The 22,255-nt window shown below is 69.4% G+C and carries 18 protein-coding genes; 11 read left to right on the top strand and 7 right to left on the bottom strand.

From position 1 onward, the window contains the following. Window positions 1-21: 21 nt before the first annotated feature. Window positions 22-150, bottom strand: coding sequence for a hypothetical protein (locus ACIPVN_RS09805; protein WP_400442468.1), 129 nt, complete (start codon window positions 148-150; stop codon window positions 22-24). Between the two features lies 1 nt (window position 151). Next, window positions 152-1,567, bottom strand: coding sequence for an HNH endonuclease (locus ACIPVN_RS09800; protein WP_400442466.1), 1,416 nt, complete (start codon window positions 1,565-1,567; stop codon window positions 152-154). A 99-nt stretch (window positions 1,568-1,666) separates the two neighbouring features. Here ACIPVN_RS09800 and ACIPVN_RS09795 point away from each other — a divergent pair, with 99 nt between their 5' ends. The 3 genes from ACIPVN_RS09795 to trxA all read left to right on the top strand — a co-directional run bounded on the left by ACIPVN_RS09795 (window position 1,667) and on the right by trxA (window position 3,638). Continuing rightward, window positions 1,667-1,843, top strand: a complete 177-nt coding sequence (locus ACIPVN_RS09795) for a hypothetical protein (RefSeq protein WP_400442464.1) — start codon at window positions 1,667-1,669, stop codon at window positions 1,841-1,843. Between the two features lie 63 nt (window positions 1,844-1,906). Continuing rightward, window positions 1,907-3,235 carry a Na+/H+ antiporter NhaA gene (gene nhaA / locus ACIPVN_RS09790; protein ID WP_400442462.1) on the top strand — a complete coding sequence of 443 codons (1,329 nt, stop codon included), beginning with the start codon at window positions 1,907-1,909 and terminating at the stop codon, window positions 3,233-3,235. Between the two features lie 31 nt (window positions 3,236-3,266). After that, window positions 3,267-3,638: a thioredoxin gene (gene trxA, locus ACIPVN_RS09785; protein ID WP_400442460.1), complete on the top strand. Its 372-nt coding sequence runs from the start codon at window positions 3,267-3,269 to the stop codon at window positions 3,636-3,638. Between the two features lie 13 nt (window positions 3,639-3,651). Here trxA and ACIPVN_RS09780 read toward each other — a convergent pair whose 3' ends face one another. After that, a complete protein-coding gene (locus ACIPVN_RS09780) occupies window positions 3,652-3,999 on the bottom strand; it encodes a nuclear transport factor 2 family protein (RefSeq protein ID WP_400442459.1) in 348 nt (115 codons plus the stop codon). Between the two features lie 174 nt (window positions 4,000-4,173). On the opposite strand from ACIPVN_RS09780, the gene ACIPVN_RS09775 reads away from it, so the two are divergent. The 4 genes from ACIPVN_RS09775 to ACIPVN_RS09760 all read left to right on the top strand — a co-directional run bounded on the left by ACIPVN_RS09775 (window position 4,174) and on the right by ACIPVN_RS09760 (window position 15,693). Then, window positions 4,174-4,503 carry a hypothetical protein gene (locus tag ACIPVN_RS09775; protein WP_400442457.1) on the top strand — a complete coding sequence of 110 codons (330 nt, stop codon included), beginning with the start codon at window positions 4,174-4,176 and terminating at the stop codon, window positions 4,501-4,503. Between the two features lie 250 nt (window positions 4,504-4,753). Then, window positions 4,754-8,245 (top strand): SdrD B-like domain-containing protein, encoded by a 3,492-nt coding sequence (locus ACIPVN_RS09770; RefSeq protein WP_400442455.1) that lies wholly within the window; start codon window positions 4,754-4,756, stop codon window positions 8,243-8,245. A 220-nt stretch (window positions 8,246-8,465) separates the two neighbouring features. Beyond that, complete coding sequence (locus ACIPVN_RS09765; protein ID WP_400442453.1) at window positions 8,466-14,009, top strand: isopeptide-forming domain-containing fimbrial protein; 5,544 nt, start codon at window positions 8,466-8,468, stop codon at window positions 14,007-14,009. Between the two features lie 106 nt (window positions 14,010-14,115). After that, window positions 14,116-15,693 carry a response regulator transcription factor gene (locus ACIPVN_RS09760; RefSeq protein WP_400442452.1) on the top strand — a complete coding sequence of 526 codons (1,578 nt, stop codon included), beginning with the start codon at window positions 14,116-14,118 and terminating at the stop codon, window positions 15,691-15,693. On the opposite strand, the gene ACIPVN_RS09755 is transcribed toward ACIPVN_RS09760, so the two are convergent. Then, entirely contained in the window at window positions 15,672-16,253 is a 582-nt protein-coding gene (locus ACIPVN_RS09755) for a hypothetical protein (RefSeq protein WP_400442451.1), read from the bottom strand. The two genes, ACIPVN_RS09760 and ACIPVN_RS09755, sit on opposite strands and share 22 nt — an antisense overlap. Window positions 16,254-16,643: 390 nt before the next feature. On the opposite strand from ACIPVN_RS09755, the gene ACIPVN_RS09750 reads away from it, so the two are divergent. The 3 genes from ACIPVN_RS09750 (at window position 16,644) to ACIPVN_RS09740 (ending at window position 18,674) form a co-directional block, all read left to right on the top strand. Then, window positions 16,644-18,035, top strand: coding sequence for a sigma-70 family RNA polymerase sigma factor (locus tag ACIPVN_RS09750; protein WP_400442449.1), 1,392 nt, complete (start codon window positions 16,644-16,646; stop codon window positions 18,033-18,035). Between the two features lie 133 nt (window positions 18,036-18,168). Next, a complete protein-coding gene (locus ACIPVN_RS09745) occupies window positions 18,169-18,405 on the top strand; it encodes a hypothetical protein (RefSeq protein WP_400442447.1) in 237 nt (78 codons plus the stop codon). Further along, window positions 18,402-18,674 (top strand): hypothetical protein, encoded by a 273-nt coding sequence (locus ACIPVN_RS09740; RefSeq protein WP_400442445.1) that lies wholly within the window; start codon window positions 18,402-18,404, stop codon window positions 18,672-18,674. Before ACIPVN_RS09745 ends, ACIPVN_RS09740 begins: the two co-directional genes overlap by 4 nt. A gap of 27 nt (window positions 18,675-18,701) precedes the next feature. Here the strand turns inward: ACIPVN_RS09740 and ACIPVN_RS09735 are convergent, their stop codons facing one another. Further along, window positions 18,702-19,886: an alcohol dehydrogenase catalytic domain-containing protein gene (locus ACIPVN_RS09735; protein ID WP_400442443.1), complete on the bottom strand. Its 1,185-nt coding sequence runs from the start codon at window positions 19,884-19,886 to the stop codon at window positions 18,702-18,704. 142 nt (window positions 19,887-20,028) lie between these two features. On the opposite strand from ACIPVN_RS09735, the gene ACIPVN_RS09730 reads away from it, so the two are divergent. Further along, a complete protein-coding gene (locus tag ACIPVN_RS09730; RefSeq protein ID WP_400442441.1) occupies window positions 20,029-20,916 on the top strand; it encodes a dihydrodipicolinate synthase family protein in 888 nt (295 codons plus the stop codon). Between the two features lie 4 nt (window positions 20,917-20,920). Here the strand turns inward: ACIPVN_RS09730 and ACIPVN_RS09725 are convergent, their stop codons facing one another. Continuing rightward, the gene (locus ACIPVN_RS09725; protein WP_400442439.1) at window positions 20,921-21,613 is read right to left on the bottom strand and encodes an aspartate/glutamate racemase family protein; all 693 of its coding nucleotides are present in this window, start codon (window positions 21,611-21,613) and stop codon (window positions 20,921-20,923) included. Window positions 21,614-21,711: 98 nt separating this feature from the next. Next, a complete protein-coding gene (locus ACIPVN_RS09720) occupies window positions 21,712-22,161 on the bottom strand; it encodes a MarR family winged helix-turn-helix transcriptional regulator (protein WP_247623965.1) in 450 nt (149 codons plus the stop codon). Window positions 22,162-22,255: the final 94 nt, after the last annotated feature.

Here is a 22,255-nt window from a genome sequence, read left to right as displayed (position 1 = left end):
CGGCCCAAAGGTCCCGATGGTTCAGCCCGGAGTGACGTCGATGAGTCGCGTGACGTGGATGAGTCGCGCGGGATCGATGAGTCGCGTGGCGTCGATGAGTCGCCCGGGACCGACGGGACGCACGGCGTCGATGAAGCGCGCGCAGCGCACGTCAGACGAACATGACGCGTCGCGGAGCACGATCGGAGTGGATGCGGCCGAGGGGGCTGGTCCATTCGATGGTGCCGTCGGGTCTGGACCGGGCGGTCCAGCGGTGATCGGGGTCGATGTCGGGGTGCTTGAGCTGATGGTGACTCGTGCAGAAGTGAGCGAGGTTGTCGATCGCGGTTCTGCCGCCCGTGGCATGGTCGTGATTGTGGTCGATCTCGCATCGGTGGACGGGCATCCGGCATCCGGGAAAGCGGCAGTGCTGGTCCCGCGCGCGGAGGTATCGTCGCATGCCCTCGGTCGGGGTGTAGGTGTCGGTTTCGGTGACCATGCCGTCGGAGTCGAGGAAGAGGCGGCTCCAGCCGTTGTTGCGGCCGGCGAGGGCGCGGGCGACGTCGGGGTCGAGGGGACCGTGGCCGTCGAGCGCGGCGGGGTGGTCGTCGAGACCGGCGAGCGTGGTCGCGGCGACGGTCACCTGGATACGCGCCTGAACCCCGTCGAGATCGTTGCCGAGTGCGGGGCTGGGGGAGGCTGCGAGCAGCAGGTCGCTGAACAGGTCGGCCCGGATCTGATCCATCGTCCGCTCATCATCAGGAACGGCATTGCCGGGAACGCTGACGCTCTCGGGACCCGCGGGTGAGGCGAGCGGGTCGCTGGGGAGCGGGCTGGGGAGCGGGTCGCTGGTGAAGGTGGAGTCCTCGCCGAAGATAACGCCGGCGAGAGGGTCGTCGGGGTCGATGTGTTCGGGCAGGATCAGGTCTTCCGGGTCTTCGCCGTCGAAGAACGCCGGTGTGGGTACCGCGCCGCGGGACCGGATCACCTCTCGCGCCATTCGGGTGATGCGGTCCTGGATCGCGACCGCGAGCGTCTCGGGCAGCACGGCGGTGAGCAGGGCGAGTCCGTCGTCGAGCGACCGCACGGTCACACCGCGTTCGGAGGCGGCGCGGCGGTGTCGTTCGAGCAGCGTCTCACCGGCGAGGGCAGCGGCGACCTGCCGGGAGTGCGCGCGCGTGCGGGCGGGGGAGTCTGCTTCGGCGACCACGAGCACCGCGGTTTCATAGAGACCCATCACTGTGGCATCCGCTCGCCCGTTGCGCACCGCCTCACGCACGACCGACGCGGCTCGCACCATCTCACGAACGTGCGCGGCGGTCACCCGCCCTGCGGTGAACGCTTGCTCGATCGTCGGCATGCTGCGCAGAGCCAGCGCGTCGGCGAACGCGAACTCCACCGCGCCCCGCGAGAGGTGCCCCGCCGCGGAGTACTCCGCGATCATCGACCGGTAGATCGCATCACGGTGATACGGGTGCTCCGCGACCTCCGCATCGTGCTCACCGATGCGCTGCCCCAGCAGCGCCACCGCCGACCCACGCATCGAGCAGACGACCGCGCTCGACCCTGTCGAGGGGTGTCGCGGCATCCGTTGTCATGCTCCGAGTGTAGTACATATGTTCGAATGAAGCAACCACTCGATCCGGTGATACGGGTGCCGTTCAGGCCCGACCGATACCCTGGGGCGATGCCCTCCATCCTCGCCGCCGGTTCGACGCGCGCTCCGCGTCGGCTTTCGTCGGCGACCCCGATGGGGGAGTGGATGCGTGTCGTGATGCACCCCGGCACGAACGGGTGGACCAGCGTCTGGGGAACGATCTCGCACGGTGAGATCGCCGGCTGCCCGCCGCCGCGTCGACCGTAGGCCGCACCTCACCGGGGGCGGCCGACCGTTTCGTCGACCACTCCTACTCTTCGAGGTACCTCCATGTCTTCTTCCCGTCTCCGTCTCGCGCCGCACGAGTTGTGGCGCGGCATCCGCTCGACCGCCCGCAGCGACGTGCTCGGCGGTGCGCTGCTGCTGGCCGCCACCGTCGCCGCGGTCGTGCTCGCCAACTCGCCTGCCGCCCCCTGGTACGAGGCCGTCCGCGACTTCACCTTCGGCATCCCCGCGCTGCATCTCGACCTGAGCGTCGGCGCCTGGGCCGCCGACGGACTGCTGGCGATCTTCTTCTTCGTCGTCGGCCTCGAACTGAAGGAAGAGTTCGCCGCCGGTCGGCTTCGCGACCCGCGGCGGGCCGCTCTCCCGATCGCTGCCGCGGTCGGAGGCGTCGCGGTGCCGGCGCTCTTCTTCGTGATCGTCAATCTGTCGAGCGGAGCCGAGGTACTGCGGGGGTGGGCGATCCCCACCGCGACCGACATCGCGTTCGCGGTGGCCGTGATCGCCGTCGTCGGAAAGTTCCTGCCGCCGGCTCTTCGCGTCTTCCTGCTCACGCTGGCCATCGTCGACGACCTCATCGCGATCACGATCATCGCCACCTTCTACACCGAGAGCATCAGTCTGCCGCTGCTCGTGCTCGCGATCCTTCCCCTCGCCGGCTTCGCGTTCGCCGTGCAGAGGGGCGTCCGCGCCTGGTGGATCCTGCTGCCCCTCGCCGTCGCGGTCTGGGCGCTCGTGCATGCGGCCGGCGTGCACGCCACCGTGGCGGGTGTGCTGCTGGGCTTCGTCGTGCCGGTGCTGCCGACCGAGCGCGCCCGAGTGCCCGTCGCCGGGGACTCCGCCGAGAACCGCTCGGACGACCCGGAGTACAACGGCATGGCCGCGCACTTCGCCGACCGATGGGGAGTCGTCGCGACGCTCTTCGCGGTGCCCGTCTTCGCCTTCTTCGCGGCGGGCGTGCACATCGGCGGCTGGGCGGGGCTCACCTCCGCACTACGCGACCCGATCACGATCGGCATCATCGTCGGCCTCGTCGTCGGGAAGCCGGTCGGCATCCTTTTCACGACCTTCCTGTTGAGCCGTGTGCCCGCGTTGCGGCTCGAGGAGTCGCTGCGCTGGCCCGACCTCGCCGGGATGTCGTTCCTGGCGGGCATCGGCTTCACCGTCTCACTGCTCGTGGGCGAGCTCGCCTACGGGTCGTCGTCGGTCGCCGACGAGCACGTCAAGATCGGGGTTCTCCTCGGCTCGTTCCTGGCCGCCGTCGTCGGAGGCACGGTACTGGCCGTGCAGAACGGACGCGCGCGGGCGGAGTTGCAGGTCGCAGGCGGATCCGGGGAAGAAGCGGACGACGGCCCTCGGCCGCCGCTGCATCCGTAGGCTGGTCGAGACCCCGAGGAGAGGACACCCCATGGCAACGACAGAGCTCAGCAGTGCGGACTTCGCGCAGACGGTCGAGAAGGACGGCATCGTGCTCGTCGACTTCTGGGCCGAGTGGTGCGGCCCGTGCAAGATGTTCGGGCCGATCTTCGAGGGTGCGTCGGAGCAGCACCCCGACATCACCTTCGCGAAGGTCGACACCGAGGCGAACCAGGATCTCTCGCGCGCTGCGGGAATCGTCTCGATCCCGACCCTGATGGCCTTCCGCGACAACATCCTCGTCTTCTCGCAGGCCGGCGCGCTGCCCGCCCCGGCTCTCGAGAACCTCATCGGCCAGGTGCGCGCCCTCGATATGGACGCCGTGCGCGCCCAGATCGCCGAGTCGGAGGCAGCGGCCGAGTAGGCGCCGTCGCCGGTCAGCCGGCGCGACCGATCGACCCGCCGAAGTACACCTCGACGGCGTGCACGCGACCGTCGCGCACCTCGAGCGACTCGACATTGCGCCAGAGTATGCCGTCGACGGCATACTCGTAGCGGTGCAGCACGAGATCGTCGATCGGGATGATCTGGAGGGTCTGCGCCGGTGAGCTGAAATGCCCGGCCGTCGGGAAGCAGCGCTCCAGCCAGGTCGCCTTGTCGATGTGGTCGTCCTGCGGGCTGGTGAAGACGAAGTCGTCGGCCATGATCCGTTCGGCCGCCGCGCGATCCTGCTCGCGGAATGCCCGCATGAACTCCTGGACGACCCCGACCGCGCTGCTCGACATGTCGCGAGCGTAAGCCGCGGCGGAGGCCGCCGCAAGCGGATGCCGCCACCCGGTCGCATCGCGGGATCGGCTAGAGTATCGCTGCCTCTCCACTCCTCGGGCGGAGTCGAGGTGATGGGGGATGTACGCCCGGTATCCGTCCGGCTTTACCCGAAGCCATGAAGGAGACCCCCGGTGGGGAACACTCGCGTTCGCGCGCGCCTTTCGCGCACCCTTTCGACCCTTACCCTGGCGGCCGCGCTCGCCGCCGGACCGGTATTCGTCGCGCCCGCAGAACCCGCGGCCGCGGCACCAGCCGTCACCCCTGTCGCACACGATCGCACGCTGACGGGCGAGACCCCCTCGCCCCGCGTCGAAGTGCGCGACGACCCGGCCCCGACTCCGGAGCACCTCGCGATCGGGGGCCTCAGCGCCGCCCTTCTACTCGCCGTGATCGGCGGAGTCGTGCTCGACGTGCATCGGCGACGCCCGGAGGAGGCGCAGCGGAACACCCGCCGTCGCTGAGGCTCGGACGGAGACAACCTTTTCGAATGACGCGACGACCTTCGTCATCCGAGAACTTCACCCCCGGTTCACCCCCCACACTCCGTAATCGGAGCCCTCCTTCCCCGTCTCTCCAGTGCAGGGGTCTTCGGACCCGTGCGTGAACGCCCGGTTCCCGAGACCGCGGCGTTCGACGAGTACCGGAATCGGTACCGACGCAGGGGTGCGTCCCCCCAATTGATGCGCCCCCTGATCTGTTCTGGAGTAATCGATGTCTGAGCACATCGCGCGGCGATCCCGCGCGCGCACATTCGTTCACTGGCTGGCGGGCTTCCTCGTCGCCCTCATGTCCATCGGCGGTCTGAGCGCTCCGGCGCTCGCCGCGGGTGGCAGCGTCACCGTCTTCCCGGTCGATACCGGAAGCGGGCACAACGGCATGCCCGTGCTGCAGGAGGGCGGGACGTACGCTTTCCAGCTCGGCTACGGCAGCATGGACGACGGCGCGGTCGTCGCGATCGGTCTGCCGTCGGGAATCACGATCCCCGATGCGGCGCTCGTCGTTCCCGACGGCAACACCGCCGTCCACTCCCTGGCGGTCAACGCCGCCGGCGAGCTCGTCGTGACCTTCAACGATCCGTTCCCGGCCGATGTGAACCAGGGCGTTCTCGACCTCTCCTTCACCCTCGAGAAGGTGCAGCAGTCCGAGGTCCGCGACCTGGTCTGGAACGTCGACGGCACCCCCACGACCCAGAGGGTCATCGTCACCGAGCCCGGGGAGTCGCCGCAGTCGACGGCAACCTCGTCGAACAAGTCGGTCACCGGCGTCAACATCCCGCACACCGTCGTCGACGGTCGCGTCGTGATGGACTCGAGCGTCCTCGACATCGCCCTGCCGTACACGGTCACCGTTTCGAGCAGGGAGGCGCGCGACGTCACGCTGACCGACACCCTCGGAACCCACCTCGCCTTCGTCGAGGGATCGCTCGCAGGCTCCCGGGTCGTGCGCGACGCGAACGACCTGAACCCCGTCACCACCACGCTCACCGGCCTGCCCGCGATCTCGGGTACGAGCTTCACCCATACGTTCCGTGCCGAGGCGAACTCCGTCTACACGTTCGCCTACAAGGCGACCATCGCCGACGCCGCAGCCCTCGAGGCCGTGCGCGCCGAGCTGCAGCGCGCGTACGACGCCGTCGACAAGGTCAACGGCGGCTCGTACGCCGTCACCGTCACCAACCAGGTCGAGGTGAACGGCTCGAAGCACAGCGCCGGCACCGCCATCCGCGGTTCGGTCAAGGGTCAGGACCGCCCGGGCACCGGTGCCGCGTTCGGCAAGACCGTCGACCCGACCGCCGTCCAGCTGCAGAAGCAGCTCGCGGCCGGCGCGACCCTCGACACCGTGATCGACGCGACCTACACGCTGCGCGCCGACCTGCGCGTCTTCGCGGACTTCGCCGACGGCCCGTTCGCGCTGACGCGCAACGTCGTCATCCGTGACACGCTGCCGGCCCAGACGTCGTGGAAGACGGATGCCGCGGGATTCCTCACCGCGATCGACCAGGACGGCACCGCCGTCGCGCTCCGCCCCGCCACCGGTATCACGAGTGACATCGAGAAGACGATCGCCGCCGACGAGTACCGGGGCGCCTACGTCGTCGACGGCAAGAACCTTTTCGTGAACATCGGTAAGGACGTCACCAAGGAGTACCGCCTCTCGGCGGCCGCCACGATCACCGCTCTGCCGCAGCAGGCCAGCAGCGACAACCCGTACGCGACGCAGTACCGCGTATCGAACGACGCGTACTTCGTGTACGCCGACGGCAGGTACGAGTCCAAGTCGGCGTCGACGACGATCACGGTTCCGAAGGACACCTCGGGCGGCGTCGACGACCCGGGTCGGTTCTCGAAGACCGCCCCGGGCGGAACCGTCTCGGTCACCGGCGGCACGTCGACCACGATCCCCTACACGTTCCGTATCGGCGAGAACGTCGGAGACGCGGCCACTTCCCGCATCATCGATGAGATCGATCACTCGATCTTCGATGTGACCGCGGCGACGCTCCCCGCGATCAAGGAGTCGATCACCGGCACGTACGACCACAACTTCCCACTCGACGCCGACACCTTCGACGTGACGATCGCCGAGGACGGCACGCTGGTCATCGCCCCGAACTCCGCGTTCCCGAAGGACGCCGCGTGGGGAGCATCCGCCGCCGCCCCGTTCACCAAGAGCTGGTCGATCACCGTCGACCTGCCCACGCAGGTGCTGCAGGGCAAGCAGACCATCGAGGTCGACAACGCCGCACGCTACGAGGGAGATGGTCAGGAGATCGTCTACACCTCGACCTCGCGCACGACCGCGACCAGCTTCGGCAACGAGATGGAGGTGCGCAAGCGCGTCTACGACGCCGCGAACGACGCCTTCACCGGAAGCCTGCGGGTCGAGATGGATGCTGAGGGCGCACTGACCCAGACCGACTTCATCTACCGCGTCGAGCTCATGCCGCACGGCACCTTCACCAACATGGTCGAGGACGTCGTCGATGTGCTGCCCGCGGGCGTGGAGTTCCTGGGCTGGGTCGCACCGGGCGACGTGACTTCGGGCACGACGGTCGGCGGCGCCACCTACACGGTGCCCGGCACGAACATCACGGCTGCGTATGATGCCGCGACCGACACGGTCACGCTCGAGCGCGGACGCCTGGTGAGCGGCGAGACACTGGCCCTGTTCTTCAAGGTGCGTGTCGCCGACCACCAGGCCAACGTCGGCATCACCAACAGGATCGGCGCGACCGGGGCCACCATCACCCCGACGAACGACTATCCGCTCAACCTGCTCAAGCGCGACAGCACGGATGCCGCGAAGCTGATCACCGACGCGGGCGCACGCTTCTCGGTGCTCGCCGACGACCAACAGACGGTCGTGCTGAGCGACCTGCGCGTGGTCGATGGCAAGATCGTCACCGCCGAGGGCACGACCCCGACAGTCAAGAGCGCCGGAACGTTCTGGCTGCGCGAAGACGTGGCGCCCGCCGGGTACCAGCTGGCGACCGAGCTCAGCCGCATCGCTGTCGCGGCGAACGGCGGCTCGGAGGACGTGGTGCTCTACAACACTCCGGGTGCGACGCCCGAGCCCGCGAAGTCGTACGCCGTCGGCGACGTCACGTGGATCGATGCGAACAAGGACGGCCGACAGGACGACGACGAGCAGGTTCTGCCCGGCGTCACCGTCGAGCTGATCCAGGACGGCGAGGTCATCGAGACCACGAAGACCGACGATCGCGGCCGCTACCTGTTCGACGAGCTGCCAGCCGGGGAGTACCGCGTGAAGTTCGCGCCGACGCCCGAGCAGCAGAAGATCTACGTCTTCACGAAGGCGGATGCCGGTGACGATGACGCGATCGACTCGGATGCCGACACCACGACCGGCATGACGCAGACGATCGTTCTCGGCCCGGACAACGTCCACCTCACCCGCGACTACCCGTGGAACGAGGTGCGCGCCACCGAGGGCATCGACCCGACGTGGGACGCCGGCGTGATCGTGCGCGAGTCGGAGGTTCCGCCGACGCCTGGTACGCCGGGCGGCGGTACCGAGGAGCCGGAGAAGACCCCGGTCGACCCAGCCCGCCCTGGCACCCCCGGTGTCAACGAACTGGCGACCACGGGTGGCGACCTGCCGCTCGCGCTCGCCGGAATCGCTTTGCTGCTCGTCGCGGGAGGTGGGGTCACGTTCGTCGCTCGTCGTCGCCGCGCGGCCTGATCGCCTGAGCCGCTGAGCCTGATCCGCTGAGACACCGATTCCGGCGCGAGACACCACGGGAGACGTGGTGCCTCGCGCCGGATGAGGTGTCTCGAGTGTGCGCGGGAGGGTGAAGTGAGGGTGAAGTTTCTTCATCGTGATCGTTCTGCGACCTTTCAAACGAAAGCATGCAGAGGAGACGTGCCTCGGTACGCTCTGCGGTTTTCTGAAGGGGAGTTCGATGACCGGTCAATCTCGCATGCCGTCGCGCCTGCGCACAGCAGCCATCGCCATGCTGGCGACACTCGCCACCGTCACGATGATGTTCGTCGCTGCGCCCGCGGCCTACGCGGCGGGTCCGGCACAGCTGTCGATCGAGTTGACGCCGATCAACCCGGGCACGGGCGAGACGGTCACAACGACGGGATACAACCAGCAGAACAACCGGCTCGGCTACCGCATCGCGTATTCGTGCTCGGTGGCGGAGTGCACCGACGCCGTGGTGACGCTGCCGGCCGTGGCGCTCGACCCCACATACGGGACCTTCCGTATCCACCGTTACGAGACCTGGACTCCGCCGGCGGGTGGCGGTGCGACGATCACCAACAGCGTCACGGGCGGGGTGACCGTGCGCCTGGGCGACGTCGCTGCCGGCACGTCGTCGACCTTCCTCGTGCAGTACGTGCGCGACATCGACACCAGCGCTCCGGGTGTCACGGCGCCCGCCTACTTCCCCAACGGCTACCAGATACAGAACTCGGCGACGATCACGTCGCCCAACGCGGTGGCGCCGGTCACGGCATCCGCGCCGCCGGTCACCTGGCAGATCGCCCTTCCGGCAAACCCCACGATCGCCAAGACGGGGCCGACCACGGTGCGCCCCGACACCGACATGACCTACTCGATCGCCATGTCGGACGGATGCTTCACCAACCGAGGTTCCGGACGCTGGACGGCAGCGGGCAACCTGCTCTGCGGCGAGAGTTACACGGTCGTCGATCATCTTCCGGTACAGGCGCAGTTCGTCAGCGCCGGCGACGGCGGCGTCTACGACGAGGCCGCCCATACCGTGACCTGGACGAAGTCCGGAGCGACGGCCGCCGGCGGTTTCGGCGTCACCGCGTTCAGCGGGTGGAGCCAGGGGTATGGCTACAACCCGCGCACGGTGACCGTGCGCTACCCGGCGAGCGCGTTCCCCGAGGCGGCCGATGGTGCCGATTTCGTCGTGCCCGTCACCAACAACGTCGACGTCAGCGTCACGTACCTCGACGACGCGGCGACCGTGAAGACCGCGGCGAACAGTTTCACCCACAGTGTCGTGCGTGTGCAGCCGTTCGGTCGCGCCGATCTCGCGAAAGCCTCGACGGCCGATCAAGTCGCCGGCGGACAGCGCTTCGTCAACGTGCCCCCGAACACCACGGGGCTCGTGTGCCCGGCATCCGGTCGCGACGACTGGAACCGGGTGTGCACCCCCGGCCAGGCGGTCGCGCCGTTCACCACGAGGACGGACCAGTACTGGACCGTAGACGCCAACAACCGCGGCAACGTTCCGGCGGTCGCCACCATCGTCGACGACGACCTGGGCGATTCGACGTTGCGCGTCTACCGCATCGAGACGAACTCCGCCGCGACGATCGCCTACACGCTGAGCAACGGCACGACCGGCACCGCGACCGGCACGAGTTACGCGGCACCGACGGGCCAGCGCATCGTCGCCGCGACCGTCACCTCCGGCCAGCTGGCGGGGCCCAATCTGCTCCCCTCGGGCACCGCGGGCACCCTGTTCCGTGTGCTCTACCGCTACGAAGTGCCTGTCGGTGCGCCGCTCACAAGCTGGGCGAACACTGCGACCTCGACCATGACGTACACGGCCAATCCGGAGATCGCTCCGATCGTCACCGAGGCAACGGGCACAGCAACCTTCCGCGAGTGGCCGAAGGTCGCGGCAGCGGCCCCCGCATTCAACGCGGGATTCATCGGCACCCCCGTCGTCGAAGGCGGCGGGCTCGTCGTCCCGGGCGGCAAGGTCACCTTCGGTGTGGCCGGGTCCACGGCCAACATCCCCGCCGACCGCACGGTGTCGCCGCAGTACGTGTTCATCGCCCCCGTCGGGTGGAACGTACTTCCCAACTCCGCGAGCTTCCCCGTCGGTGCGGTTCCGCCCGGCGTGAGCTTCACGTACAAGAACGTGACGATCGGTGGAGCCTCGCGCCAGGCCGTCATCGCGTCGTGGCCGACGGGTGCCACGTTCGGAGCGAACGTGACCTGGCCGACCATGAGCGTGAGCGCGAGCCCGACGTCTGCCGTCGCCGCCGGCACCAACAGCCAGGCCTCCGTCTGGGCCGGTGACTCCCGCAACGTCTTCGACCCGAACGCCACGACGTGGGGTGGCAAGGTCGTCGACACCACCGACATCGACGGTGACGGCAACACGACCGAGGCGTTTGCCTCGAGCTCGACCTCGGTCAGCGTCAGCGGCGTCGCTCGTCTCGACGTCGTCAAGGAGATCTGTGTCGTGACGGACGACGGTTGCGACTGGGTCTCGAACCCCGATGTCGTGGTCGGTGTCGACCCTGATGCGAGCGATATCACCTACCGGCTCACTCTCGTGAACTCGGGCAACACGGTGCTCTCGGGCATCGTCGGCTACGACATCCTGCCGCACGTCGGCGATGGTCGCGGCAGCACGTTCGCCGAGACGCTCAACACGGTCGTCATCCAGTCGCCGAACATGAGCCTGAGCTACTCGAACTCCCAGAACCCGTGCCGCGCCGAGGTTCTTCCCACGAACCCCGGGTGCACGACGGGGTGGGCCGCCAGCGCGTCCGGGGCTGCGGCGATCCGCGCACAGGTGAGCGGCAACCTTGCTCCGGGAGCGTCATCGAGCTTCATCTTCACCGCCAACGTCGTACCGGGCGCCCCCGCCGACGCGATCGCCTGCAACTCCGTCGCGATCGACAGCGCCAGCACCCTGCCGGCCGAGCCTCGGCCCGTCTGCGCGACGACGCAGGAGGCCGACCTCTCGGTCGAGGTTCCCGATCGTCTGCCGCTGCAGGCCGGTCGTCCCGGCCTCGTCCCCTTCCTGGTGACGAACCTGGGCGGCTCGGTCAACGCTCCGGCCAGCGTCGACATCGCGGTGCCCGCCGGCATCCGCATCACCAGCCTCACCCCTGAGGGTTGGGTCTGCGAGGCCGACGACGTCGCCCCCGACGGCTCGGTGCTGGGGCCGGTGACGCTCACCTGCGACCCGGTGACCGCCGACGGAGCATCGCGGATGCTCGCGCTCGACGAGCCGAACGCACTGAATCTGCCCGCCGTCATCCCTGACGACGAGCTCGTCGGCGAGGACGCGTGCTTCGGCGCCGAGGTCTCGGGCCTGATGTCCGACCCGGTCGATGCGAACAACACCACCGAGGCCTGCTTCGTCGTGGCGCAGGGCGAATCGCTCATCGGCCTGACCAAGACCGACGGTCGTGACAGCGTCGCGATGGGCGAGGAGTTCACCTACACGATCGACGTCGCCAACCTGCTGACGGGCGAGGCGCTCGCCGATGTCGTCGTGACCGACACGCTGCCCGCCACGCTCGCATTCGTGTCGGCCAGCGCCGGCGGCGCGGTGACCGACCAGGGAGAAGCGGATGCCGACGGCCTCCGCCCCGGCGGGACGGTGACGTGGAACATCGCGTCGCTCGCGGCGGCCGGTCGCCTCGGTGACGGCGATGCCGCGACCGGTGCTGAGGGCTCGACCCAGCAGGTCACGGTCACCGTGCGCGTCGTTCAGGCGGCCGAGTCGGCGAGCGAGATCGTCAACGAGGCGCAGGTTTCAGCCGGCGACCCGGCACTGCCCGGTGTCACGCTCACGGCTGACGACTCCGACACCGACGACCTGATCCGCACCGCGGCGCTGTCGTTGGAGAAGACCGCGCTGCCGACGACCGTCGACGCGGTGGGTGACACCGTCGCGTACTCCTTCGCCGTCACGAACTCCGGTGACGTGACCGTCTCCGACGTGCAGATCGACGAAACGGCGTTCTCGGGGACGGGCACGACGCCCGTCGTCACCTGCCCGGCCGAGGCCGCGAGCCTCGCACCGGGAGCGGAGATCACATGCACGGCGTCGTACGTGGTGACCCAGGCCGATCTCGACGCGGGCACGATCACGAACACCGCCGTCGCAACGGCATCCGCCCTCGACGGCGTCGAGGACCCCGAGTCCGAGCCGTCGTCGGCGACGGTGACCGCGACCGCCGCTCCCGCGATCAGCCTCGTGAAGGAGGTCAGGTCGGAGAACATCGTCGCCGCCGGCGACGTCGTCGACTACGCCTTCACCGTCACCAACACGGGCAACGTCACCGTCGATGCGGTCGACATCGAGGAGACCGCGTTCACCGGCACGGGAGACGACGTGATCCCGACCTGCAGCGACGCACCGCTCGCACCGGGCGATTCGACGGACTGCACCGCGACCTACGAGGTCACGCAGGCCGACGTGAACACCGGACGCATCGACAACACCGCAGTCGCCCATGCGACGAGCCCGACGGACGTCGTCGTGTCGAGCGACCCGTCGTCGGCACCCGTGCTCATCGACGCGGCTCCCGGCCTCACGGTGGTCAAGACCGCGGCGCCGACCGACCTGGCCGTCGACGAGGAGGTCACCTACTCCTTCGTCGTCACCAACACCGGCAACGTCACGCTGCAGGGGGTCGCGGTCGTCGAGGGCCTCTTCACGGGATCGGGCGAGCTCTCGGCCGTCGATTGCGGCGATGCCTCGCGCACGCTCGACCCCGATGACCAGCTGATCTGCGAGGCGACGTACGTCATCACGCAGGACGACGTGGACGCCGGTGAGCTTTCGAACACGGCCACCGCGACCGGCACCGCACCCGGCGGCCCGATCACGTCGGCCCCGTCGCGCGAAGACCTCTCGTTCGAGCGCATCCCGGGCTTGGCGATCGTCAAGACCGCCGACGTCGCGGGTATCGAGAGGGCGGGCCAGGAGATCGAGTACCGCTTCCGGGTGACGAACACCGGAAACGTGACGGTCTCGGGCGTCGAGATCGAGGAGGGGGCGTTCTCGGGAACGGGCGAGCTCTCCGAGATCGGTTGCGAGACCGGGAGCCTGCTGCCCGGTCAGCACGTCGACTGTTTCGCCGCGTACGAGGTGACGCAGGACGACGTGGATGCCGGTGGCATCACCAACACGGCGTCCGCGACGGCGAGCGTGTTCGGCGATGCGACGGTGGACGCCGATCCGTCGACCAGCGATCTACCGTTCCTGGGAGTGCTCTCCCTCGCCCTCGAGAAGGTCGGTACCCCGGTAGACGTCGACTGGGACGACAGGATGACGGTGAACGACCGCATCCGCTGGACCTTCACCGTCACCAACCCGAGCGGGGCGACGCTCTCCGGTCTCGAGGTGTCGGACCCGATGGCGGGCGTCGTCGAGTGCGAGGCCGACGTGCTCGCCCCCGGTGAGACGGTGGCGTGCGCGGCGGTGGAGGAGTATCAGGTCACGGCCGCACAGGCGGCGGTGGGGGAAGTCGTCAACGTGGCGGTGGCGACCGCGTCGGGTGCGGGCGACGCTCGGGCGGGCGCAGAGGCTACGGCGACCGTGGTGGTCGTCGCTCCCGCTCCCGCCCCTCCCGCGTCGGCGGATCCCGAGGGTCCGTTGGCGACGACCGGTGGTGACCCCGGCGCGGCGACGCTCGTCGCCCTCCTGGTGATGCTCGTCGGCGCGGGACTGGTCGTGGTCTCGCGACGGCAGCGGGTGCGGCGAGGTTAGCGTCGTATCCGCGTGCGCGGCGGCGGCCCGACGACCCGAAGGTCGGCCGCCGCTGCGCACGGCTCGGTATATTGGATAGGAGCGAAGAGAGCGATCCCCTCCCCCCATGAGCACTCAATCTCTGGACGACGAGCGCCTGCAGCCCCCTCTCGACGAAGTCGAGCGCGGCCTGCGGCGGGCGATCGGCGAACAGGACTGGTCGTCGGCCGTGCAGCTGCTCGGCACGCACTGGTCCCTGCTGATGGACGAGCACCGGGATCTGCTCGACCTCGCCCTGAAGGTGGTGCCGCTCGGAGCCTTCGAACACGACGCCCGCGCGGCGGCGGTGCGCGACATCCGTCTGCACTCCTCGGCGGACGCCGTCGACCGGATGCTGGGCGCCGCGTCCCTCCCCGATGCGGATGACACCGCGAAGCTGGAATCCCTCGCGCGATCGGAGCGCGCGCTCAGCCTGCTCAGCGTGGCCTCCTCACGCATGATCGCGCTCCGCGTGCGGGGCCGGATGTCGCGCGCGATCCAGCTCGCCCGACTGGTGGAGATGTTCGGGCGCATCGCCGCGGTGCATCAACCCGCGCTCGTTCACGACCGTCTTCCCGCCGCGCTTCTGCAGGCGGGGATCACCCGGGGACTCGCCGACGACCTGTCCGGAGCCACCGTCGGGCTGCGCGATGCCTATGAACGCGCTCATCAGTCCCGGGCGGCGTACGTCGAGCGGGATGCGGCCGGGAAGTCGGCTCTCTTCCACGCCCTGGAGGGCGATATCGAACAGGCGCGCTCCTGGCTCACGCGTCATGACGACGCGCCGCCCGCGCGCGGCTGGTACCGCTCTCCGATCGCGCTCACCGCAGAGGTCGCCCGCAGCATCATCGCGGTCGAGAGTCTTCGTCCGTCGGATGCCCGGGCCGCGCTGCGCCTGCTCGAGCAACCCGTCAACGCGGAACAGAGCTGGGGTCCGACGGTCTCGTACGCTCGGCTGCGGTACGCGCTGGCCTGGGGGGATCGGCTCGGCGCCCTGGAATCGCTGCGCTCGGACCGCGTCCGGTATGCGGATTGGCTGGACGAGGGGTCGACGATGGGGCCGTTGCTCGCTCAGGGAGAGGTCGATCTCCTGCTCTCCCTGGGACAGACCCGACAGGCCCGCGTCGTCCTCGACGCGCAGGACGACCACCCCACGAGCCGTGTGGCGAGAGCGCAACTGGCTCTTGTCGAGGGTGATGTCATCGGAGCTGCACGTCGTGCGGCGGCGGCTCTCGGGGAGAAGCAGACGATTCGCGCACGTGTGTCGGCCTTGACGGTGCACGCCCTCGCCTCCGACCGCCGTTCCCGCGAAGCGAGTGCGTCCGAGAGCTACTCGGATCTCCGTGCGGCGATCAGTGAGCGCGGGTTGCTGTTCGCCGCACTCGCGGTGCCGGCCGATGTGCGCGGAACGCTCGACGCGCTCCTGCCGTCGGATCACGGTGCGCGTCAGGCGCTGCGGGAGCCGGCCGATCGTGTGCGCCTGACGCCCCAGCAGCAGCACGTGCTCCTCGGGCTCGAACGGGGGCTCACCGTGCGAGAGATCGCGCTCGAATCGCACCTGTCGACGAACACGGTCAAGTCGCACGCGCGTGCGCTCTATCGACGCCTCGAGTCGACCACCCGGGACGAGGTCGTCGGCCGCGCCTATGAGCTGGGGCTGCTGTGAGGTGTCTCGGCACTGCCGCGTCCGACGCCGGCGCGATGGAGGGCGGAAGCCAGCGCTCCTGAGATCTCCGACGCCAGCACCTCACCGGCGATGCGTCCGAGGAAAGACCCGAGCAGGATCCCCAGCGAGAGGTGTTCGGGGGAGAACACGACGACGGAGACCCCGAAGAGCACCGTCCCGGCACACGCCGCAGCCAGCAGGTACCGTCTGCGAGCCGGTGCGGCCGTGCCGCGCGTGCGCCAGACCACGAGATCGATGATCGCTCCGGCCAGCACCAGCGGGACGATCACGATCACGCCCGCGGTATTGGCGACGGCGATGAAGACGGCGGCGATCGCGCTGGTGAGTACGGCCGTGCCCGGAACGTCGGTCACACGCCGAGCCAGGAACGGCAGAAGACTGTGCACTCCGGCCACCAGCGCGTACAGCGGCGGGGCGAGCGGCGCGAGCGCGGTGAGCAGGGGAGCGGTCGCAAAGTGGATCAGCAGGTGCACAGCGGCGAGCGCTCCGCAGATCAGGAGCACGCGGGTCGTCAGGCGACGACGAGGGAGAGCGGCCATCGCACTCACCGTACCGGGGTTTCGGCATTCGCTTCGTCGTCGGGTGCGCCGGATGCACCTGCGGCGGCCGTGAGATCAGGGGTTGCCGCTCGTCTGGTAGCGCTCTCTTTCTCGGTTGTCAGTACCACTGCACCTACCTTCAGTGGCAAATGAAGTATTCAGTTGCATACACCGTCAGAATCCCGATAGCCTCCGACACGACGGTGCGTCAGATTCCCTGCGCTCATCCGTTGCTCCTGATGTGTCGGCTACCCGGGCCGACCTGGTCGGCCCACCCTGCCGACCGAGGGGAGGGGATCCGTCGTGCGGCGCGCTGTCGTGCCCACCGGGGGAGGCCGCCGTGGGGAGTGGCGAAACGTGCAGGGCGATGATGATCGGGGAGGTCGTCAGATGGCAGGACGGGCACGGCAGCGCGCGGTCGACCCGGAGCGCCTGCTCGAGTACGCGGAGGACGACCGGCTCAGCGCGGCCGCCAACGCGGGCGATCGCGCGGCGGCCGGCGTGTTCCTGCTCCGCAACCAGCGGATGCTTCTCGCCACGGCCCGACGCCTCGCCGGCCGCGGCATCGACGCCGACGACCTGCTCGCCGATGCGCTCGTCGGTCTGCTCTCGCTCTGGAAGAGCGGCAACGGACCGAAGGAGAAGGCGGGGGCGTACGTGATCCGCTCCATGCGCAACCGGATGATCGACGAGTTCCGCTCGCCGCGGTCTCGCGTGCTGCCTCTCGTCGATGCCGAAGATCACCTGCCGACGGTGATGCAGGATACGCGGCACATCGAACTCGACGCCGAGTACCGCCGCGTGCGCGCAGCGCTCCTCCTGCTCCCGGCCGACCAGCAGCAGGTGCTGCGGGCCACGATCATCGACGGACGCAAGCCGGCCGAACTCGAAGGCGAGCTCGACCGATCGGCCGCATCGATCTACGCGCTGAGCCTGCGCGCTCGCAAGGGACTGCGCCGCGCCATGCTCCGGGTGATCCTCGACGAGGACGATCCGCCCGCCGAGTGCCGTCACGCGGCCACGCGCCTTCCCCGGGTGGTGACCGAAGACGTCGACGACGCGGCGGACTCGGTCGGCATGGAGCACATCCGCGACTGCCCCCGTTGCCGCTCCGCGTGGGGCCGATTCGGCACCACGGCCTCGCTGCTCGGCGTCGCCACCGTGCTGCTCATCGGCAACATCGTGCTTGGCCCCTCCAGCGCCGAAGCTTCCGAGGAGCCGGCGAGTGACGCCGACCCGTCGGCCGGATCGTCGTCGGACGGATCACCGCCGTCCGGATCGAGCGCGCCCGGCTCGGGGGATGGGGCTGCGGCATCCGTCCGCCAGGTGCTGGGCGACCTCTGGCCGGTGCTCGCGATCGTCGCGGGTCTCGGCATCCTGGGCGTGGTCGTCGTGCCGCCCCTCATCGAGCGGATCGCGGCCCCCGCGCCGGTCGTGTCGGAACTCGTCGTCACCTCCGACATCACCGGGGAGGGGGTGGCGACCGTCGGCGTCTCGCTCACCGGGCGCGAGGAGTCGACGACCGTCTCGCTCACCCTGCCCGAGGGGCTCGCGGTGACCGCGGCGCCGACCGGGTGGGAGTGCCGGCCGGCGGATGCCGCGCTCGTCTGCACGGTCGAGGGGCAGCCGAACGGTCTGTTCGTGCTGAGCGACGAGCGGACCACGCAGATCGGCGACTACCGCCTCGAGGTCTCGGCCGTCATCGGCGACCAGACCCTCACCGGCAGCGCCTGGGGCCAGATCGGCGCCGATCCGCAGACCGTGCGCGCGTCGATCGACTGAGCGCGGCGTCGAGATCCCGCAGATCTGCGTGATCACGCCGGCGTCTACGTGCCGGACGGATGCCTGTCAACGGGCATCCGCTCGGGCGCCGCTGCGGGCACCCTGGAGGGATCACCGACGAGAGGAGCACGTCATGTCGAATCCCGAGGGTCTCATCAACTCCTTCGGCGCCGAGGAATCGGCGATCCGTCCCGAAGAGGAAGATCTGATCGAGGAAGCGCACGCCGAGTCCGACGACGAGGTGTCGGCGGAAGAACGCATCGCCGGTCAGGACGCGATCGGCGGCGGCATCAACACCGATCCCGACCTCGGACTCGCGAGTTCGCCGTCGGATGTCTCCGCCGCCGACTATCCGGGAGAAGCGCAGTGAGCGGTGCCGAGCGCTCCGCGGACGACGCCTCGGTCGTCGGCATGCCGGCCGGCGCCGACGCCGAGGAGAACATCGCGGAGCTTCTCGAGCAGCGACAGGGCGAGGATGCCGGTCTGAACGACGTGCCCGCGGGTGGCGCGGGCGCGGACTCGGGCGGCACGGGAGCCGTCGGCGTCGACGATGCGACCGACGAGGCGGCCTCCGCGGAGGCGAAGTCGTACGACTCGCAGCACAACGACGAGCCCGGTGTGGGCAACCGCCGCTCCTGATCGGGCGATCAGGAGCGGCCCGCCTGATCACCCGGCCGAGGGATGCAGCACGACCTTGATGCAGCCGTCCTCCTTCTTCTGGAAGGTGCGGTAGAGCTCGGGGGCGTCGTCGAGCGGGGCGTGATGGGTCGTGAGATCCATCACGCCGAGCGGGTCGGCCGCGTCTTCGACGAGGGGGAGCAGTTCGTCGGTCCAGTGCTTCACGTTGCACTGTCCCATCCGCAGGCTGAGCTGCTTGTCGAACATCGTCTTCATGGGCAGGATGTCGGCGTCGCCGGCGTAGACGCCGCTGAGCGATACGGTTCCGCCGCGTCGCACCGCGTCTATGGACGCGTAGACGGCCGCGAGTCGGTCGATTCCGGCCTTGTCGAGCAATTGACGTGCGGCGACGTCGGGAAGCAGGCCGACGGCCTTCTGGATGAACTCGACTCCGCCGCTGCCGTGCGCCTCGAGGCCGACGGCATCCACCACAGAATCGGCACCCCGGCCGTCCGTGAGATCCCGCAGTTCGTCGACGACGGTGTCGGTGAGGTCGAAGGTCTCGATGCCGTGCCGCTCGGCCATCGCACGTCGCTCGGGCACCGGATCCACGGCGAGCACACGGTATCCGCGGTGGCGACCGATCCGTGCGACGAACTGCCCCACCGGGCCCAGACCCATCACGGCGAGGGTGCCGTCCTCGGGGACCTGGGCGTACTCCACCCCCTGCCAGGCGGTGGGCAGGATGTCGCTCAGGAAGAGGTATCGCTCGTCGGGCAGGTCCGATCCGACCGCGATGTGGTTGTAATCGGCGAGGGGGACGCGCAGATACTCGGCCTGTCCGCCCGGCACCTGGCCGTACAGCTTGGTGTAGCCGAACAGCGCGGCGCCGCTGCCGTACTCCCGCACCTGCGTCGTCTCGCACTGCGACTGGAGTCCGCGGCGGCACATGAAGCACTCCCCGCAGGAGATGTTGAAGGGGATCACGACGCGGTCGCCGACCTTCAGCGTCGTCACGCCGGCTCCCACCTCGACGACGACGCCCATCGGCTCGTGCCCGAGGATGTCGCCCCGATCGATGAACGGGCCGAAGACCTCGTACAGGTGCAGGTCGGAACCGCAGATCGCCGACGAGGTCACGCGGATGATGGCGTCTGTCGGTTCCTGGATGACGGGATCCGGAACCTCCTCGACCGTCACCGTGTGCGTCTTCTGCCAGGTCAATGCCTTCATCGTCGTCTCCGCTCCGTGTCGATGGTCGTGGTGGTGACTCCACGGTCGTCGGTGCCACGGCATCCGCCTACCGGGTTGACAGGCCGCCCGGCGGGCGTTCGGTCGGGATCCGCAGGGGGTTCTCTCGCAATACGCTGGAAGGATGCTCACCGGTCTCAGTGCGTTTCCGCTCACCCCGATCCGCGGCGATCGGGTCGACCTCGACGCCTACGCGGGGCTGATCGACCGCCTCGTCGATGCGGGCGTCGACTCCATCGGCGCGCTCGGTTCGACCGGTTCGTACGCCTATCTCGATCGGGAGGAGCGTCGTGCTGTCGCCCGCGTCAGCGTGGCGCATGCCCGGGGGATCCCGGTGGTGGTCGGGATCGGCGCGACGCGCACCTCACACGTACAGGCGCTCGCCGACGACGCGCAGGATGCCGGGGCATCCGCCGTGCTCCTCGCCCCGGTGAGCTACCAGCCCCTCACCGACGACGACGTCTTCGGGCTGTACGCCGATGTCACCGCGGGCCTCTCGGTGCCGCTCGTCGTCTACGACAACCCCGGTACGACGCGGTTCACGTTCTCGCTCGACCTCTACGCGCGGATCGCGGAGCTGCCGCAGGTCGCCGCGATCAAGATCCCGCCCGTCGGAGGGGTCGAGGCGTCGCGTGCCCGCGTCGCCGAGATCCGCGCGGTGGTGCCGGAGCACGTGCGCCTCGGGATCTCGGGCGACGGCGTCGGGGCTGCCGGTCTGCTCGGCGGGTGCGACACGTGGTTCACCGCTGTGGGGGGAACGCTGCCGCAGTCGATGCTCGCGATCGCTCGCCCCGCGCTCGCCGGGGAAGAGGCGGCGCTGGCGGAATCCGCCCGCCTGCAACCTCTCTGGGATCTCTTCGCCCTGCACGGAAGCGCGCGGGTCACCGCGACGATCGCCGAGCATCTCGGTCTCGTCGCCGCGCCCTCGCTGCCCCGACCCCTGCGCGGACTCGACGGCGTCGAGCGCGCACGGGTGGTCGCCGTGGTCGAGGGGCTCGGGCTTCGCGACTGAGGTCCTACTCCGCCAGCGCCGCCGCGATCGCGGCATCCACGTGCAGCGAGGTCGTCGGGAACACCGGCACCGGCACGTCGCCGGCCGACAGCAGCAGCTCGATCTCGGTGCAGCCGAGAACGATGCCCTCCGCCCCGTGCGCGATCAGCCGGTCGACGACGTCGACGTACGCCTGCCGCGATGCGTCGCGCACGACGCCGTGCACGAGCTCATCGTAGATCACGGCGTGGACGGTGCGGCGGTCGTCGGCATCCGGAACGATCGTGCGGATGCCGTGCGCCGCGAGCTTCTCGGCATAGAACGGCTTCTCCATCGTGAAGGCGGTGCCGAGCAGGCCGACGGTGGCGAGCCCCGCGCCCGATACCGCGGAGCCGGCGGCGTCGGCGATGTGCAGGAAGGGGATGCCGACGGCATCGGTGATCCGGTCGGCGACGAGGTGCATGGTGTTGGTCGCGAGCACGAGGATCTCGGCGCCGGCCGATTCGAGGGCGCGGGCGCGATCGGCGAGGAGAGTGCCCGCGGATTCCCAGTCGTCCTGCGCCTGCAGCGCCTCGATCTCGGCGAAGTCGAGCGAGTCGAGCAGGATGCGGGCCGAGTGGTAGCCGCCGAGTCGTGCGGCGACCCGCTCGTTCGCGAGGCGGTACCACTCGAGGGAGGACTCCCAGCTCATGCCGCCGAGAACGCCGATGGTCTTCATCCGTTCAGCGTATCCGCGGTAGGGACCCTTCGACGGGCTCAGGGACCCCGTCTCGGAAACTGGGTCGCTGAGCCTGTCGAAGCGCCCCGCCGCGAGAGCTACGCCAGCGCGGAACTCCCCTGCAGGGCGTGCACGACCGGGGCGAGCTCGGGCTGGTCCATGGCATCGCCGAGCGTGCGCTCGAGGGTCTCGTCGTGGATCGGATGCGCCTGGTCGTATAGCGCACGCCCTGCGGCGGTGAGCTCGGTGTAGATACCGCGGCGGTCGTCGGCGCAGAGGATGCGGGTCAGCAACCCGCGGTCTTCGAGGCGCGTCACGAGGCGGGTGGTGGCGCTCGGGCTGAGGGCGGTCGCGCGCGCGAGCTGCTGCATCCGCATGTGCCAGCCGTCCTGGCGGCTGAGCGCGTCGAGCACGGTGTACTCGACGACCGACAGGCCTACGGATGCCCCGAGTGCGCGTTCGAGCTCGGCTTCGATGATCCCGTGCAGGGCGGCGAGTGTGCGCCAGCCTCGTGCGCGGATCTCGACGGCGTCGTCCGAGATGCCCATGGTGACCTCCGAAAGTCGTTGCTTGCGCAAAATACTTGCGCGTGCAATCATTGTGTTCCGGACGCAATATCCCGCGTCTGCAACTACCTTATCA

Origin of the sequence: Microbacterium sp. NPDC090003, assembly GCF_044748385.1 — a bacterium.
GTDB lineage: Bacteria > Actinomycetota > Actinomycetes > Actinomycetales > Microbacteriaceae > Microbacterium.
This window is presented reverse-complemented; position numbering and strand designations above follow the sequence as displayed.

Excerpts from the sequence above, each read along its gene's own strand:
- ACIPVN_RS09800 (WP_400442466.1), bottom strand. The coding sequence starts at position 1,567 with ATGCCGCGACACCCCTCGACAGGGTCGAGCGCGGTCGTCTGCTCGATG.
- ACIPVN_RS09795 (WP_400442464.1), top strand. The coding sequence starts at position 1,667 with ATGCCCTCCATCCTCGCCGCCGGTTCGACGCGCGCTCCGCGTCGGCTT.
- nhaA (WP_400442462.1), top strand. The coding sequence starts at position 1,907 with ATGTCTTCTTCCCGTCTCCGTCTCGCGCCGCACGAGTTGTGGCGCGGC.
- trxA (WP_400442460.1), top strand. The coding sequence starts at position 3,267 with ATGGCAACGACAGAGCTCAGCAGTGCGGACTTCGCGCAGACGGTCGAG.
- ACIPVN_RS09780 (WP_400442459.1), bottom strand. The coding sequence starts at position 3,999 with ATGTCGAGCAGCGCGGTCGGGGTCGTCCAGGAGTTCATGCGGGCATTC.
- ACIPVN_RS09770 (WP_400442455.1), top strand. The coding sequence starts at position 4,754 with ATGTCTGAGCACATCGCGCGGCGATCCCGCGCGCGCACATTCGTTCAC.
- ACIPVN_RS09765 (WP_400442453.1), top strand. The coding sequence starts at position 8,466 with ATGACCGGTCAATCTCGCATGCCGTCGCGCCTGCGCACAGCAGCCATC.
- ACIPVN_RS09760 (WP_400442452.1), top strand. The coding sequence starts at position 14,116 with ATGAGCACTCAATCTCTGGACGACGAGCGCCTGCAGCCCCCTCTCGAC.
- ACIPVN_RS09755 (WP_400442451.1), bottom strand. The coding sequence starts at position 16,253 with ATGGCCGCTCTCCCTCGTCGTCGCCTGACGACCCGCGTGCTCCTGATC.
- ACIPVN_RS09750 (WP_400442449.1), top strand. The coding sequence starts at position 16,644 with ATGGCAGGACGGGCACGGCAGCGCGCGGTCGACCCGGAGCGCCTGCTC.
- ACIPVN_RS09745 (WP_400442447.1), top strand. The coding sequence starts at position 18,169 with ATGTCGAATCCCGAGGGTCTCATCAACTCCTTCGGCGCCGAGGAATCG.
- ACIPVN_RS09735 (WP_400442443.1), bottom strand. The coding sequence starts at position 19,886 with ATGAAGGCATTGACCTGGCAGAAGACGCACACGGTGACGGTCGAGGAG.
- ACIPVN_RS09730 (WP_400442441.1), top strand. The coding sequence starts at position 20,029 with ATGCTCACCGGTCTCAGTGCGTTTCCGCTCACCCCGATCCGCGGCGAT.
- ACIPVN_RS09725 (WP_400442439.1), bottom strand. The coding sequence starts at position 21,613 with ATGAAGACCATCGGCGTTCTCGGCGGCATGAGCTGGGAGTCCTCCCTC.
- ACIPVN_RS09720 (WP_247623965.1), bottom strand. The coding sequence starts at position 22,161 with ATGGGCATCTCGGACGACGCCGTCGAGATCCGCGCACGAGGCTGGCGC.